This window comes from Streptomyces sp. NPDC058619 (genome assembly GCF_042717785.1).
Taxonomy (GTDB): Bacteria; Actinomycetota; Actinomycetes; order Streptomycetales; family Streptomycetaceae; genus Streptomyces.
Genome location: NZ_JBHXQN010000061.1, coordinates 1 through 14,829, shown reverse-complemented (window position 1 = coordinate 14,829; position 14,829 = coordinate 1). Strand labels below are relative to the sequence as shown.

Below are 14,829 nucleotides of genomic sequence, written 5' to 3'. Positions count from 1 at the left end.
GGTGTCGGTGATACAAGCCGCCTTAGGAGGCCTGCTGTGCCATTGAGACGGGCCCGATCCGCGGCCGTCCCCGCCGTGCTCTCCCTGGTGTTTCTGCTGTCCGGGTGTTCCGGGGCAGAAGGGGAGGGGGCGCCTTCCGCCCCGGCTTCCGGCGTGGCCTTCGGTACGGCTTCGGCTTCGGCTTCCGTTCCGCGATCCGGGCCGTCCAAGGGTGCGGTGGATCCCGAGCAGGCCGACTTCTTCCGGTGCCTCAAGGAAAAGGGGCTGCCGATGAAGGAAACCGATTCCGGGATTCCGGTCGTGGATTCGGGTCGCGCGGATCCGGCCAAGGTCAGGGAAGCCGAGGGTGCCTGCGAAAACCGTCGGTCGGCGCCCCCGGTGTCGGCCGAACAGCGCGCCGAGGCACGGGAGTTCACCGCCTGCATGCGGGCGAACGGCATAGCCGGCTTCCCCGACCCCGATCCCCGGACCGCCCGGCACGACCTGGAGGAGCTGGACCCGAAGAGCTCGCCCGAGGGGTTCGCGGCCCTGAAGAAGTGCGGGGGTACGGGCACGTCCGTGACCGCCGGTCAGGCCGGCGGATGACCGGGGACCTGTCGACCGCAGGGCCCGCGGAGGCGGTCGAGGGGGCCGGGCCGTCCGCGGGGATGTCCCGGCGCCGGGCCTGGGTGGCGGCCGTCGCGGCGGGCGCGATGCTGCTCTCCGGGGCCGGAGTCGCCGCCTCGCAGGTGATCAAGTCCCCGGCGCAGACCGCGGCCGAGGCCGGGCCGCCGCCCCTGGACGTCCTCGTCGCCCGGGTCGAGAAGCGCGTCCTGCGGGACACCGTCATCGTGCGCGGCACGGTCACCTCGGCCCAGTCGCTCCAGGTCACCCCGACGGTCGCGGGCGGGGAGGGCGCCGCCACCCCCGTGGTCACCAAGGTCGCCGTACGCCAGGGCGACCGCGTCGACGCGGGCAGGATGCTCCTGGAGGTGTCCGGGCGCCCGGTCTTCGCGCTCCCCGGCGCCCTGCCGGTGTACCGGGACCTGAAGCCCGGTGCCGCCGGCGACGACGTGAAGCAGCTCCAGAAGGCCCTGTCCGGGCTGGGCCACGGCACGGGCTCCGACCGGGCGGGCACCTTCGGCGCCGGTACGAAGGCGGCGCTGGGCTCCTTCTACCGCTCGATCGGCTACGACCCGCTGCCCGCCGTGGCCGACCGCGGCGAGGCGGTCAGGTCCGCCGAGGACGCGGTCACCTCCGGCGAGCGCTCCCTGGAGGACGCCCGGTCCGCCACCGCCGCCGCCGCTGTCGGTACGGCGGCTCCCGCGGGCCCCGGCGCCGCGCCGCCCGGCCAGGGCGGCAAGGGGGCCGGGGGCGCCAAGGGCTCCGGCCAGGATGCCGCGCGGGCGGTGAACCGCGCTGCGGAGGACCTGCGCAAGGCCAGCGAACGCCTCGCCGAGGCCCGCGCGGCTGCCGGGCCGATGCTGCCGGCCGGCGAGGTCGTCTTCCTGGAGTCGTTCCCCGCACGGGCCGACTCGGTCGCCGTCCGCCCCGGGTCGCCCGTCAGCGGCGCCGCGCTGTCGCTGTCCGCGGGGGCGCTGGTGGTGCGCGGGCAGCTCCAGGACCACCAGAAGGGCCTGGTCCGCCCCGGCCAGAAGGTCGAGATCCTCTCCGAGGTCAGCGGGCTCACCGCGGCGGCCGAAGTGCTGTCGGTCGCGGACGCCCCGCAGTCCGCCCAGCCCGCCCAGCTCGCCGCGCCGAACGGCGGTCCGGGCGGCGGCCAGGGGCAGGGGCAGCAGGCTCCCGCCGCGGGCGGGCCGGCCGGGTACGAGATGCTCGTACGCCCGCTCGCGCCGCTGGACGGCAAGCTCGTCGGCCAGGACGTACGGCTCACCGTGGAGGCCGCGGCGACCGACGGCGACGCGCTCGTCGTCCCGGTGTCCGCGGTGTCCGCCGGAGCCGACGGCCGCACCACCGTCACCGTGGTGGACGGTACGGGCACCCAGCGCCGGGTCGAGGTCCGGCCCGGCACCACCGGCGACGGCTACGTGGAGGTCCGGCCCGCCGGAGACGGGATCCTCGCCGACGGGGACTCGGTGGTCACCGGCGTCAACCCGGGTGTCACCGGCAAGCAGAACGGCAAGCAGAACGGGGGCAAGGGCACCGGCGGCACCGGCGCCTCCGGCGGGAAGGGCGGCGGCGGGTCATGAGTACGGCCGTACCCCGGTTCCATCCCCAACTCGCGCCCCCCGTAATCGAGTTCCGGCAGGCGGGCCTGACCTACCCGGGTCCGCCGCCGGTACCCGCCTTCCAGCCGTGCGACCTCACCATCCAGCGCGGCGAGTTCGTCACCGTCGTCGGCCCCTCGGGCTCCGGCAAGTCGACCTTCCTCAACATCGCCGGCCTGCTCGACGCGCCCACCGAGGGCCGCTACCTCCTCGACGGCATCGACACCGGCCCGCTCGGCGACCACGACCGGACGGCCCTGCGCGGCCGCCGCATCGGATTCGTCTTCCAGTCCTTCCACCTCCTGCCCCACCGCTCGGCCCTGGAGAACGTCGCCCTCGCCATGCTGTACAACGGCGTGCCCCGCAGGGAACGCCCCGGCCGCGCCCGCGAGGCGCTCGTACGCGTCGGACTCGGGCACCGCCTCACCGCGGTCCCCTCCCGGCTGTCCGGGGGCGAACGCCAACGGGTGGCCATCGCCCGCGCGCTGGTCGCCCGGCCGTCCCTGCTGCTGTGCGACGAACCCACCGGAAACCTCGACTCGGCCAACGCCGGCACCGTCCTGGCCCTGCTGGACGAGCTCCACGGCAGCGGGATGACCGTGCTCGTCATCACCCACGACCAGGAGGTCGCCGCGCACGGCGGCCGGACCGTCGCGATCCGCGACGGCGTACTGCGCGAACAGGCACCCGTATGAGGTGGCGCCGGCCCCTCCGGTTTCCGCGGCCCGGGCTTCCGCCGCGCCGGCCCCGTACGGCGGCCGTCCGGGTCGAGCCCTCCCGCTTCGCCGTCCGCGACACCCTCTCCGAATCCCTCGCGGGGATCCTCCAGCGCCCGGCCCGCTCGGCGCTGACCGCACTCGGGACGGTGCTCGGCGTCGGCACCTTCGTCGCCGTCCTCGGCCTGACCGCCACGACCTCGTCCCAGATCGACAGCCGCTTCAACCTGCTCACCGCGACCGAGGTGACCGTCGAGGACGTCGCCCGCGAGCAGAACCCCTTCACGGGCCCCGGATTCCCGGCGGACGCCGACCTCCGCGTCGAACGCCTGGGCGGGGTCCGGCACGCGGGCGTGTTCCACACGGTCCGCCTCGACCCGGCCACGGACGGCGTCCGCGCCGCACCCGTGGGCGGCGCCGCGGGCGGGGGCGGGGGCGAGCGCACGGACGTGGTCGCGGCCTCACCGGGCGCACTGCGCGCGGCCGTTCCCCGGCTGTCCCAGGGGCGCCTGTACGACGCGTACCACTCCGGGAGCCGGCAGCGCGTGGCCGTCCTCGGCTCGGGCGCGGCCGCCCGCCTCGGCATCACCACCCTGGAGACCCGGCCGGCCGTCTTCATCGGAGCCGAGCCGTTCACCGTGATCGGGATCATCGAGGACGTGGAGCGCAAGGCCGAGCTCCTCCTGTCGGTCGCGGTGCCCCGCACGACCGCGGAGGAGATCTGGGGCGTGCCCGACGGCGGCGGCACCACCATGCTCGTCGCGACGGACGTCGGCGCCGCCCAGCAGGTCGCTCGGCTCGCCCCGACCGCGCTGCGGCCCGATCACCCCGAGTACCTCAAGGCCGTACCGCCGCCCGACCCGCGCACCCTGCGCTCCGGCGTCACCTCCGACCTGGAGCAGCTCTTCCTGGTCCTGGCCGGGATCTGCCTGGTCATCGGCGCCGTCGGCATCGCGAACACCACGCTGGTCGCGGTCCTGGAGCGTACGGGCGAGATCGGGCTGCGGCGGGTACTGGGGGCGCGGGGGCGCCACATCACCACCCAGTTCCTCGCGGAATCGGGGGCCCTGGGGGCGCTCGGCGGGCTCGTCGGCACGTCCCTGGGCACGCTCACCGTGGTGGGCGTCGCGGTGGTCCGCGACTGGACCCCCGTCGTGCACCCGGCGACCGTCGCGGCCGCGCCCCTGCTGGGCCTGGTCACGGGACTCCTGGCGGGGCTGTACCCCGCCTGGCGCGCCGCCCGCATCCAGCCGGCGGAGGCCTTGCGGCGCTGAGGACCGCATGCGTACGGGCACGGGCACGGCCCCGGGCACGGCCCCGGCCGTGCGCCGCAGGGGCCGTACCCGTCGTCAGGCGGGCTGCTGACCGACGTTCGCCGTGATGACCGCGAAGGGCGCGCCCTGCGGGTCGGCCAGGACGGCCATGCGGCCCGCCACCATGTCGAAGGCGGGGGCGAGGACGTCGGCGCCGGCCCGGGTGGCCGCGGCCTGGATGTTGTCCACGTCGTCCACGTGGAAGTACGGCAGCCAGTTCGGGGGCGTGCCGGGCGGGAGCTTGCCCAGGTCCATCATCCCGGCCACCGCGCGGCCGCCGACCTTGAAGTCCGTGTAGTCCGAGGCGCCCTCCATCTCGGAGGCGGCCGTGCTGATCGGCAGGACGGCGGAGTAGAACGCCGCGGCGGCGCCGGTGTCGCCGGTGGACAGCTCGTTCCAGGTGAGGGCGCCGTGCTCGTTGACGATGCCCGCGCCGTCGAAGCTGCCGGGCTCCCACAGGCCGAAGACGGCGCCGGTGGGGTCGGCGGCGACGGCCATCCGCCCGAGGTCCATCACGTCCATCGGGCCGGCCAGGACCCGGCCCCCGGCGTCGGTGGCGGCTTGGACGGTGGAGTCGAGGCCGTCGGTGGACAGGTACGTGGTCCAGACGGTCGGCGGCATCGGGTCCGGGACGGAGCCGTCGGGGTTCATCGCCTTCATGATCCCGGCGACGGGCTTGCCCTTGAGGCTGCAGACGGAGTAGCCGCCCTGTTCGGGCGGGCCGATCTCGCCCTGCCAGCCGAAGAGGTCGGAGTAGAAGTCGATGGCCGCCTGCTGATCGGGAACCATCAGGTCGATCCAGCACGGCGTGCCGGGTTTGTAGGGGCCGTTCATGTCGGCCACGGGGCTCTCCCGTCGGGTGGGGGGGGGGTGGACGGGGCGTCCCCTACCCGGGCCCCGCGACCCGAACCGGCCCGTCCGGGTGAACGTACGGCCCCGGCAGCAGCTGCCGGGGCCGTACGTTCCGCGCTGGTCGTGCGGCGGGTGTCAGAGCTTCTCGGGGGTGCGGATGCCGAGGAGGGACATGCCCTTGGAGAGGGTGCGGGCCGTCAGGTCGCACAGGAACAGGCGGTTCTCGCCGACGGCGAGCTCCGGCTCCGGCTTGATGACCGGGCAGTCGGTGTAGAACGTCGTGAACAGCGAGGACAGCTGGTAGAGGTACGCGGCCACCTTGTGCGGCGCGTGGTCGGCGGCCGCCTCGGCGAGCAGCTCGCCGAACTGGTCCAGGTGCAGGCCCAGCGCCCGCTCGGACGGGGCCAGTTCCAGCTCGGGGTGGGCCGCCGGGGAGCGGTCGCCCGCCTTGCGCAGGATGGACCGGATGCGGGCGTACGCGTACTGGAGGTAGACGGAGGTGTCGCCGTTCAGCGAGACCATCTGGTCCAGGTCGAACTTGTAGTCCCGGGCGGCGGACGTCGACAGGTCGGCGTACTTCACCGCGCCGATGCCCACGTACCGGCCGTTCTCGACGATCTCGTCCTCGGTCAGGCCGACCTTCTCGGCCTTCTCGCGCACGACGGCCGTCGCCCGCTCGACGGCCTCGTCGAGCAGGTCCACCAGTCGCACCGTCTCGCCCTCACGGGTCTTGAACGGCTTGCCGTCCTTGCCGAGGACCGTGCCGAAGGCCAGCTGGACGGCCTTGACCTCGTCGTTCAGCCAGCCGGCGCGGCGGGCGGTCTCGAAGACCATCCTGAAGTGGAGGGACTGGCGGGCGTCGACGACGTACAGGAGCGTGGTCGCGCCCAGTCCGCCGACGCGGTCGCGGATCGCGGAGAGGTCGGTCGCGGCGTAGCCGAAGCCGCCGTCGGACTTCTGGACGATCAGCGGGGTCGGGTTGCCGTCCGGGCCCTTGACGTCGTCGAAGAACACGCAGAGCGCGCCGTTGGAGCGGACGGCGACGCCCGACTCCTCCAGCAGCTTGCAGGTTTCCACGAGCATGTCGTTGTAGCCGGACTCGCCGACCACGTCGGGGTCCTGGATGTCCATGTCCAGCTTGTGGAAGACGGAGTAGAAGTAGATCTTCGACTCGTCGACGAACCGCTGCCACAGCGCGAGGGTCTGCGGCTCGCCGGCCTGGAGGTCGACCACGCGGGCGCGGGCGCGCGTCTTGAACTCCTCGTCGGAGTCGAAGAGGACGCGCGAGGCCTTGTAGAGGCGGTTCAGGTTGGACATGGCCTCCTCGCCGGAGACCTCCGCGTCCGACTCGTGGTCCAGCTCGTGCGGGTGCTCCAGCAGGTACTGGATGAGCATGCCGAACTGGGTGCCCCAGTCGCCGATGTGGTGGCGGCGGACCACCTTCTCGCCCGTGAACTCCAGGATCTCCACCATCGCGGCGCCGATCACGGCGGAGCGCAGGTGGCCGACGTGCATCTCCTTCGCGACGTTCGGCTGGGCGTAGTCGATCACCGTGGTGCCCGCGTTCTCGGAGAGCGGGACGCCGAGGCGGTCGTCCAGGGCCCGCGCGGCGAGGGTCTCGACGATCGCCCGGTCGGTGATCGTGATGTTGAGGAAGCCGGGGCCGGAGACCTCGATCTCCTGGATCAGGTCACCGGTGGGGATGGCCTCGACCACGGTCGTGGCGAGCTCGCGCGGGTTGGCCTTGGCCTTCTTCGCGAGCGCCAGGATGCCGTTGGCCTGGAAGTCGGCCCGGTCGCTTCGTCGCAGCAGGGGGTCGGCGGCACCGGCCTCCGGCAGGGCGGAGGCGAGGGCGTCGGCGACGCGCTGTTCGACGGAGGAAGCGAGGGAAGGGACCGAGGCCATGAGCTGCCGTTCCTGTGAGGTGGTGCCGGTGGGTGCACTTGGGTGTTCCGACAAGTGCCGAGTATCCCACGCGGCCGCTGCCGGTTCTTCTGGATATGGGGCGGGGGAGCAACCCCGGAGCGGCCCGATCCGTCTGGGAGAATGGCTGAAGCCAGCATTCGAGTAGAAGGACGTGTCGTGGCTCAGAGCAGCACCGAGACCGACTGGGTCTCCCGTTTCGCGGACGAGGTCATCGCCGAGGCGGAGCGCCGAGCACCCGGCGCGGAGACGTCAGCCGCTACCGCTCCGGTTCTCGTCGTGGCGTCCGGAATCTCGCCCTCCGGTCCGATCCACCTGGGCAACCTCCGCGAGGTCATGACCCCGCACCTGGTCGCGGACGAGATCCGCCGCCGGGGCATCGAGGTCAGGCACCTGATCTCCTGGGACGACTACGACCGCTACCGCAAGGTGCCGGCCGGCGTCCCCGGCGTCGACGACTCGTGGGCCCAGTACATCGGCCGCCCGCTGACCTCCGTCCCCGCCCCGGCCGGATCCCCGTACGCCAACTGGGCCGAGCACTTCAAGGCCGCCCTGATCGGCGCCCTGGACGAGCTGGGCGTCGTGTACGACCCGATCAGCCAGACCGAGCAGTACACCTCCGGCGCGTACCGCGAGCAGGTGCTGCACGCCATGAAGCACCGCGGTGACATCGACGCCGTCCTCGACCAGTACCGCACCAAGCAGAAGCCGGGCGGCAAGAAGCCCCAGCAGAAGCAGGCCGACGAGGCCGAGCTGGAGGCCGCCGAGGGCTCCGGCGCGGCCGCCGAGGACGACGGCAGCACCGGCGAGGGCGGGTACTTCCCGTACAAGCCGTACTGCGCCGAGTGCGGCAAGGACTTCACCAAGGTCACCTCGTACGACGACGAGACGACCGAGATGACCTACGTCTGCACCGAGGACGCGTTCACCGAGACGGTCAAGCTCAGCGAGTTCAACCGCGGCAAGCTCGTCTGGAAGGTCGACTGGCCGATGCGCTGGGCCTTCGAGGGCGTGGTCTTCGAGCCGTCCGGCGTCGACCACTCCTCGCCCGGCTCGTCCTTCCAGGTCGGCGGCCAGATCGTGCACATCTTCGGCGGCGAGCAGCCGATCGGACCGATGTACGCGTTCGTCGGCATCAGCGGCATGGCGAAGATGTCCTCCAGCAAGGGCGGGGTCCCGACCCCGGCCGACGCGCTGAAGATCATGGAGCCGCAGCTGCTGCGCTGGCTGTACGCGCGCCGCCGTCCGAACCAGTCCTTCAAGATCGCCTTCGATCAGGAGATCCAGCGGCTGTACGACGAGTGGGACAAGCTGGAGTCCAAGGTCGCCGACGGCACCGTCCTGCCCGCCGACGCCGCCGCGCACGCCCGCGCCGTGCGCACCGCGGAAGCCGAGCTCCCGCGCACCCCGCGGCCGCTGCCGTACCGGACCCTCGCGTCCGTCGTCGACGTCACCGCCGGGCACGACGAGCAGACCCTGCGCATCCTCACCGACCTGGACCCGACGCAGCCGCTGACCTCCCTCGACGAGGTACGGCCGCGCCTGGACCGCGCCGAGAACTGGATCACCACCCAGGTCCCGGCCGACCAGCGGACCCTCGTGCGCGAGGAGCCCGACGCGGAGCTGCTGTCGTCGCTGGACGACGGGGGCCGCGAGTCGCTGCGGCTGCTGCTGGAGGGACTCGACTCGCACTGGTCCCTCGACGGGCTCAGCACGCTCGTCTACGGCGTGCCGAAGGTCATGGCCGGGCTGGAGCCCGACGCCAAGCCGACCCCGGAGCTCAAGGTCGCGCAGCGGACCTTCTTCGCCCTGCTCTACCGGCTCCTCGTGACCCGTGAGACCGGGCCGCGCCTGCCCACGCTGCTGCTGGCGGTGGGCGCCGACCGGGTGCGCAAGCTGCTCGCGGTCTGAGGGCGCTGCGGTTCGCATCGTGCGGGAGGGCCCGCACCCCCCGGGTCCCCCGGGGTGCGGGCCCTCCCGCCTGCTCGGACCGGCCGCCGGCTACGCGATGTGCTCGGCTTCCAGTTCCCGCTGGTACCGCTGCTTGAACGCGGGGATCATCCGGCGCAGCAGGGAGCCGCTGCGCGGGTGGGTCACGCCATACCCGTCGGAGAGGTGTATGTCGAGCGCCTCGGGCGTCGGGAAGTCGCTCTGCTCGCCGACGAGCGCGACGAACACCTTGTACGCCATGGCGGCGAACTCGACCTCGTCGGGCGTCTGCTCCGGCTCGGGTGCGCCGGGCACGGCGGTCGCCCCGACCGCGTCGGCGGCATCCTGGCGCGGGCCCGGCATCGGCAGGTCCGGCTGCGGGGGCTGCTGCTGCGGCTCCTCCGGGCCGGTCGGCGGCATCACCGGGATCGGCTCCAGACCCTCGACGTACTGGGGGTTGTAGCCGCCCTCGTACGCCGCCTGCGGGGCCAGCGGCGCCGCGAACCAGGCGCTGTTGTGGGCCGCCGGCATGGCCGTCGGGTCCACCGCGAAGGGCGGCGGGACGTGGGCGGCGGCAGCGGCCGAGGCGGCCGCCTGCGCGGCGGTCTCCGGGAGCTCCGGCTGGTCCTGCTGCTGGTCCTGCGCCTGGCCCTGCTGCTGGTCCTGCTGCTGGTCCTGCGGGGGCCGGGCGTCGGGCTGGGCCTGCGCGCGGGCGTGTGCCTGGGCCGCCGCCGTTTCCAGCGCGGGCGCGGGCGCCGCCTGGGTCACCTCGGCGGAGGGGCCGGCCACCACGGCCGCCACGGCCGCCAGGGCCGGCGACGCGGCCGGCTGCTGCGCCGGGGACAGCAGCGCCGGGTCGATCCCCGCCGCCGCCAGGCCCTCCGGGGCGGTGTGCGCCAGCGGCACGCCGATCCGGGCCAGCCGCAGCGGCATCAGCGCCGCCACCGGCGCCTTGCGCCGCCAGGAGCGCCCGTACCGTGCCTGCAGCCGCGCCTGGTAGATCAGGCGGTCCTGCTCCATGCCGACGGCCTGCTCGTAGGAGCGCAGCTCCCACAGCTTCATGCGGCGCCACAGCTTGAACGTCGGGATCGGGGAGAGCAGCCACCGCGTGATGCGGACGCCCTCCATGTGCCGGTCCGCGGTGATGTCCGCGATCCGGCCCACCGCGTGCCGGGCCGCCTCCACCGTCACCACGAACAGGATCGGGATCACGGCGTGCATGCCGACGCCGAGCGGGTCGGGCCAGGACGCGGCGCCGTTGAAGGCGATCGTCGCGATCGTCAGCAGCCACGCCGTCTGGCGCAGGAGCGGGAACGGTATCCGCATCCACGTCAGCAGCAGGTCCAGCGCCAGCAGCACGCAGATCCCGGCGTCGATGCCGATCGGGAACACCAGCGAGAAGCTGCCGAAGCCCTTCTGCAGGGCGAGCGTGCGCACCGCGGAGTACGAGCCGGCGAATCCGATCCCCGCGATGACGACGGCTCCGGCGACCACGACGCCGATGAGTATCCGGTGCGTACGAGTCAGCTCCATCGCGGCCACCCGCGATCCCCTCCCCTTGTCGAGCACTTACCGACCACTTACCGCGCCTTTACCGAGCCGCGGCAGGCACAGCGTACGGGTGACTGGATGTCAGCGCTCCGGTAGGCCCTGCACCGGCGGTCCGGAGGTCCTGCACCGGCGGCCCGGAGGCCCTGCACCGGCGGTCCGGAGGCCCTGCACCGGCGGTCCGGAGGTCCGGGCCGGCGGTCCGGAGGTCCCGGCCGCCGACCGTGCCGCCGTGACCGCTACTGCTGGGCCGGCGCCGACGCGGACTGCTCCGCCGGCTGCTCCGGTGCCTTCTGCTGGTTGGCCGCGTCGACCGAGGCCACCGTCTCCTTCGCCGCGGTGACGGCGTCCTGGAGCAGCTTCGCCTGGTCCGGGGCGCCGGCGCCCTCGTACGCCGCACCGTTGTAGTCGATCGTGACGACCACGTTCTGCGCGCGGGCCACGATCGTGGTGTTGAAGAAGTCGACGTCCTTCTTCGACGTGAACACCACCGACGTCCCCTGCTCGCCGATCCCGCCGGCCGGCTCCGCCTTCACGTTCTGCGCGCCCTCGGCCGCCTTCGCGGTCTCGACCTGCTTGTTGTACTGGTCCTCGGCGCGCTTGTTCGCGGAGCCGAGCGAGGCGTGCGAGTCGTAGCGGAAGAGGGAGATCGAGAGCCAGCGGTACTGCGAGCCCTTCAGGCCGTCCTCGTCCAGGCCGTTCCACGAGCAGCTCGCCCGGCTGGCCAGGTCGTTCGACTTCGTCGCCGTACCGTTCTTGTCCTTGGCCTCCGGCACGAGCGTGCCGATCGTCGCCGCCTGGACCGCCTTGCACGGGTCCGGCAGCGCGGCGTAGGCCGCCTTCTCCAGGGTCGGCGACGGCTTGGCGCTCGGCTTGGCAGACGCGGAGGAATCGGACTTCTTGCCGTCGTTCGAGCCCGAGGCCTTGCCCGAATCGGACGAGCAGCCCGCAACGGTGAGGATCACCGGGACGGCTGCGCAGGCGAGAACGCGGGAGAAGCGCGAGGCTGATCGGTGCATGTTTCCTTCAGTACGTTTGTCTGACTTCTTCGGACGGCGGACCGGGGCAACGGTAGCCCGACCCGGCGCTCGTCTGCTGTGCGCGCCGTCACGCCCCGCCGCCGCGCGCCCCTCTCACCCGTTCAACCGCTCGACCAGACTGGCCGCCAACTGCCTTGCCCTGTCCTGGGTTTCGGTGCTGGGCGGGACCGCGCCCGGCAGCGAGGGCTGCACGCTGTACTCGACGGTGACGATGACATTCGAGGTACGGAACACAATCCGCACCGTGCGCGCCTGCGCCGCCGTCGCCCCGGCGGCACTCAGCTTGTCGTCCAGGAACGCCTCGTTGCCGAGCCCCGCCAGAACGCGGGAGCCCAGCTCGGTGGGGGACGCGCCGGGCGTCGGGCCGGCGGGCGACGAGGGGCTGCCGGAGGGCGCCGGGTTCGCGGCCGGCGGCGTCGGCGTGGGGGTCGGCGCGGGGCTCCCCGCGGGGCTTCCCGTGGGCGTCGGGGCCGGTCCGGGGAAGGGCAGCTTCGCGTCGGTCAGCTGACGCACGAAGACCTGCCGCGCCTTGTCGTCGTCGCTCGTGGTGGCCCGGTCGTACGACACCACGCGCTCGAAGCCGACCGACAACAGCCGTGTGTCCTCGGCGCTCTGCGCGGTCCACCGGCAGCCGACGCGCCGGTCGCCGTCGTACGAGGCGGCCGCCACTCCGGCGTACAGCTGGTCCCGCTCGGCCGGGGGCAGGCTGTCGGCGGCCGGGAGCATGGCCTTGAGCTGCTTGCCGTCGACCGCCTTGCAGGGCGCGGGCAGGCTTCGGTACTTACCGGGCTGCGCGGGTGCGGCGACGCTGCCGCCGGGCTTGTCGTCGTTCGTGGTCCCCGTGCCGCTCCCGCCCGTGCACCCGGCGAGACCGGTGACGCCGGCCGCGAGCGCGGTCAGCATGGCGATGCCTGGCAGGAGTTCCCGTACCGACTTGCGCTGCACGTCCCATGGCTCCCTTCGACCGACGGCCCCGAGGACCCCGACGGTCAGGAAAATGCGTTGCCGCGCTTCGGGCGCGGGTGGACACAATGTCTATCGCACACGCTGGTGCCGGCGCCGGTTCCCTGTCGCATTTGGGATCAAGAGCGAGGTTTTTGCGTATTCAGACTTTTCTGTGGTTTTCGGGGGATTGAGACGTTATGTCGTACGTAGAGGTGCCCGGGGCGAAGGTTCCGATCCGGATGTGGACCGACCCCGCGTCGGTCGAGGACAGCGCGATGCAGCAGCTCCGCAACGTCGCCACCCTCCCGTGGATCAAGGGCCTGGCCGTCATGCCGGACGTCCACTACGGCAAGGGCGCGACGGTCGGCTCGGTCATCGCGATGAAGGACGCGGTCTGCCCGGCGGCGGTGGGCGTGGACATCGGCTGCGGCATGTCGGCGGTCAAGACGTCCCTGACGGCGAACGACCTGCCGGGGGACCTGTCGGGTCTGCGGTCGAAGATCGAGCGGGCCATCCCGGTGGGGGCTGGCATGCACCGCGAGGCGGTGGACCCGGCGCGCCTGTACGGGTTCACGGAGGCGGGGTTCGGCGACCTGTGGGAGCGGTTCGACTACATCGCGGACGCGGTGAAGTACCGGCGGGACCGGGCGATGCGGCAAATGGGAAGCCTTGGCCAAGGCAATCACTTTGTGGAGGTATGTGTAGATATGTCCGATTCGGTGTGGCTCATGCTGCACTCCGGATCGCGGAACATCGGCAACGAACTGGCCGACTTCCACATCAACGTGGCCCGTGGGCTGTCCCACAACCAGGGGCTCGTCGACCGGGACCTCGCGGTCTTCCTCGCGGCCACGCCGGAGATGGAGGCGTACCGCAACGACCTCTTCTGGGCGCAGGAGTACGCGAAGTGCAACCGGGCCGTGATGATGAGCCTATTCAAGGAGGTCTTCCGGAAGGAGTTCCGGAAGGCGAAGGTGTCCTTCGACCGGGAGATCAGCTGCCACCACAACTACGTGTCGGAAGAGCGCTACGACGGCATGGACCTGCTGGTCACCCGCAAGGGCGCGATCCGCGCCGGCAGCGGTGACTACGGGATCATCCCGGGTTCGATGGGCACGGGCTCGTACATCGTGAAGGGGCTCGGCAACGAGAAGTCCTTCAACTCGGCCTCGCACGGAGCGGGCCGGAAGATGAGCCGGACGGCGGCGAAGAAGCGGTTCTCGGCGCGGGACCTGGCGGAGCAGACCAAGGGTGTCGAGTGCCGCAAGGACTCGGGCGTCGTGGACGAGATCCCGGGTGCGTACAAGTCGATCGAGCAGGTCATCGACCAGCAGACCGACCTGGTGCAGGTCGTGGCCAAGCTGAAGCAGGTCATCTGCATCAAGGGCTGAGCCCGCGGGCGGATGGTGAAACGGGGAGGCCCGGACCGAGACGGTCCGAGCCTCCCCGCTGCGACGTGCGCTCAGACCCGACCGGTGCGCAGGCGCCATAGCCGCATGGAGCAGCTCTGCTCGGTGCGGTCGAGGAGGGTCGCTGCGGCGGCGGGGTCGTTCAGGCGCAGCAGTTCGCCGTCCTCCCCCGCGGTCCAGCGGCGGCGGTACACGGCTGGGCGCATGTCCGAGGGGCGTGTCCAGGCCTGGATGGCAGCTGCTTTCGCCGTCTTGTGGGCGAGGGCGAGGCAGCCGTCATAGTAGAAGTGCGCGGCGAGCCGCTGGGCCGTCTCCCTGTAGTAGCAGACGTTGTAGACGCCGTCGCGCCGGTTGCGGGACGTGATGCGCTGCGTGCCGGTGATCTTCTTGCCGTAGTGGCAGAGATAGGCGGCGATCGCCGTACTGGCCGAAGTCAGGGACAGGAAGGGGGATCCTTGGGCGGTCCAGCCGAGGGATCCGTCCGCGTCGATGATTCCGCGGAGGTAGTCCCGGCGTGAGAACTCCGTACGCGGAGGCTTGATGGTCAGTGACTTCTTGCCGTAGGGGATGCCGAGCTTGTTGACGGTGGTCCTGGCTTCGAGCGAGCAGACGGTCCAGATCGCGGAGTGGTGGAGCGTGGAGAAATTCGTGCTCCGGGTGCGTTCGGTGATGGAGCTGTAGTACGGGGTGAGCATCTGGAACTCACGCAGGATGTGGATGTCCCGAGCGTTGATCTCGGTAGCGAGTTTGCCCTTCCGACCCCTGCCTTGAGTGAGGTATCCGTCGGCTTGGAGGAAGCCGAACATGTAGGCGTAGCGCGGGTCCTGGAGGTCCATGAAGCGCGCGGGGGCGCTAGTAGGGCTTGGTCAGGTCGGTTGTGGTTGAGCGTGTCCTTCTGGCCCGGTGTTGCGTTGAGGGGGCGTGACTCCGGACGAGATTGTGTCTGT

Annotated in this window: 12 protein-coding genes; 6 read left to right on the top strand and 6 right to left on the bottom strand. The window is 72.1% G+C overall.

Features of this window, described 5'->3' with window-relative positions; all coding sequences use genetic code 11:
• Nucleotides 1-216 precede the first annotated feature (216 nt).
• Genes ACFWTC_RS33160 through ACFWTC_RS33145 form a run of 4 tightly spaced genes read left to right on the top strand, consistent with a single transcriptional unit; the run spans nucleotide 217 to nucleotide 4,197 of the window.
• Nucleotides 217-585 (top strand): hypothetical protein, encoded by a 369-nt coding sequence (locus ACFWTC_RS33160; protein ID WP_384029743.1) that lies wholly within the window; start codon nucleotides 217-219, stop codon nucleotides 583-585.
• Nucleotides 582-2,189, top strand: a complete 1,608-nt coding sequence (locus tag ACFWTC_RS33155; protein WP_384029741.1) for a peptidoglycan-binding protein — start codon at nucleotides 582-584, stop codon at nucleotides 2,187-2,189. The genes ACFWTC_RS33160 and ACFWTC_RS33155 overlap by 4 nt, the downstream gene beginning before the upstream one ends.
• Nucleotides 2,186-2,902 carry an ABC transporter ATP-binding protein gene (locus ACFWTC_RS33150; RefSeq protein WP_384029739.1) on the top strand — a complete coding sequence of 239 codons (717 nt, stop codon included), beginning with the start codon at nucleotides 2,186-2,188 and terminating at the stop codon, nucleotides 2,900-2,902. Before ACFWTC_RS33155 ends, ACFWTC_RS33150 begins: the two co-directional genes overlap by 4 nt.
• A complete protein-coding gene (locus tag ACFWTC_RS33145) occupies nucleotides 2,899-4,197 on the top strand; it encodes an ABC transporter permease (RefSeq protein WP_384029737.1) in 1,299 nt (432 codons plus the stop codon). The genes ACFWTC_RS33150 and ACFWTC_RS33145 overlap by 4 nt, the downstream gene beginning before the upstream one ends.
• A 75-nt stretch (nucleotides 4,198-4,272) precedes the next feature.
• Here the strand turns inward: ACFWTC_RS33145 and ACFWTC_RS33140 are convergent, their stop codons facing one another.
• Nucleotides 4,273-5,070, bottom strand: a complete 798-nt coding sequence (locus tag ACFWTC_RS33140) for a VOC family protein (RefSeq protein WP_384029759.1) — start codon at nucleotides 5,068-5,070, stop codon at nucleotides 4,273-4,275.
• Nucleotides 5,071-5,223: 153 nt separating this feature from the next.
• The gene (argS, locus tag ACFWTC_RS33135; RefSeq protein WP_383920920.1) at nucleotides 5,224-6,993 is read right to left on the bottom strand and encodes an arginine--tRNA ligase; all 1,770 of its coding nucleotides are present in this window, start codon (nucleotides 6,991-6,993) and stop codon (nucleotides 5,224-5,226) included.
• A 141-nt stretch (nucleotides 6,994-7,134) separates the two neighbouring features.
• Here argS and lysS point away from each other — a divergent pair, with 141 nt between their 5' ends.
• Nucleotides 7,135-8,922 (top strand): lysine--tRNA ligase, encoded by a 1,788-nt coding sequence (gene lysS, locus ACFWTC_RS33130; protein WP_383920923.1) that lies wholly within the window; start codon nucleotides 7,135-7,137, stop codon nucleotides 8,920-8,922.
• A 90-nt stretch (nucleotides 8,923-9,012) separates the two neighbouring features.
• Here lysS and ACFWTC_RS33125 read toward each other — a convergent pair whose 3' ends face one another.
• From ACFWTC_RS33125 to ACFWTC_RS33115, 3 genes are all read right to left on the bottom strand, one after another.
• A complete protein-coding gene (locus ACFWTC_RS33125) occupies nucleotides 9,013-10,482 on the bottom strand; it encodes a DUF2637 domain-containing protein (RefSeq protein WP_384029735.1) in 1,470 nt (489 codons plus the stop codon).
• A 245-nt stretch (nucleotides 10,483-10,727) separates the two neighbouring features.
• The gene (locus ACFWTC_RS33120; RefSeq protein ID WP_383920929.1) at nucleotides 10,728-11,507 is read right to left on the bottom strand and encodes a DUF3558 domain-containing protein; all 780 of its coding nucleotides are present in this window, start codon (nucleotides 11,505-11,507) and stop codon (nucleotides 10,728-10,730) included.
• A 114-nt stretch (nucleotides 11,508-11,621) separates the two neighbouring features.
• The gene (locus ACFWTC_RS33115) at nucleotides 11,622-12,473 is read right to left on the bottom strand and encodes a DUF3558 domain-containing protein (RefSeq protein WP_383920932.1); all 852 of its coding nucleotides are present in this window, start codon (nucleotides 12,471-12,473) and stop codon (nucleotides 11,622-11,624) included.
• Between the two features lie 197 nt (nucleotides 12,474-12,670).
• On the opposite strand from ACFWTC_RS33115, the gene ACFWTC_RS33110 reads away from it, so the two are divergent.
• Nucleotides 12,671-13,864, top strand: a complete 1,194-nt coding sequence (locus ACFWTC_RS33110) for an RtcB family protein (RefSeq protein ID WP_383920935.1) — start codon at nucleotides 12,671-12,673, stop codon at nucleotides 13,862-13,864.
• 71 nt (nucleotides 13,865-13,935) lie between these two features.
• Here ACFWTC_RS33110 and ACFWTC_RS33105 read toward each other — a convergent pair whose 3' ends face one another.
• The gene (locus ACFWTC_RS33105; RefSeq protein WP_384029733.1) at nucleotides 13,936-14,718 is read right to left on the bottom strand and encodes an LAGLIDADG family homing endonuclease; all 783 of its coding nucleotides are present in this window, start codon (nucleotides 14,716-14,718) and stop codon (nucleotides 13,936-13,938) included.
• Between the last annotated feature and the right edge of the window lie 111 nt (nucleotides 14,719-14,829).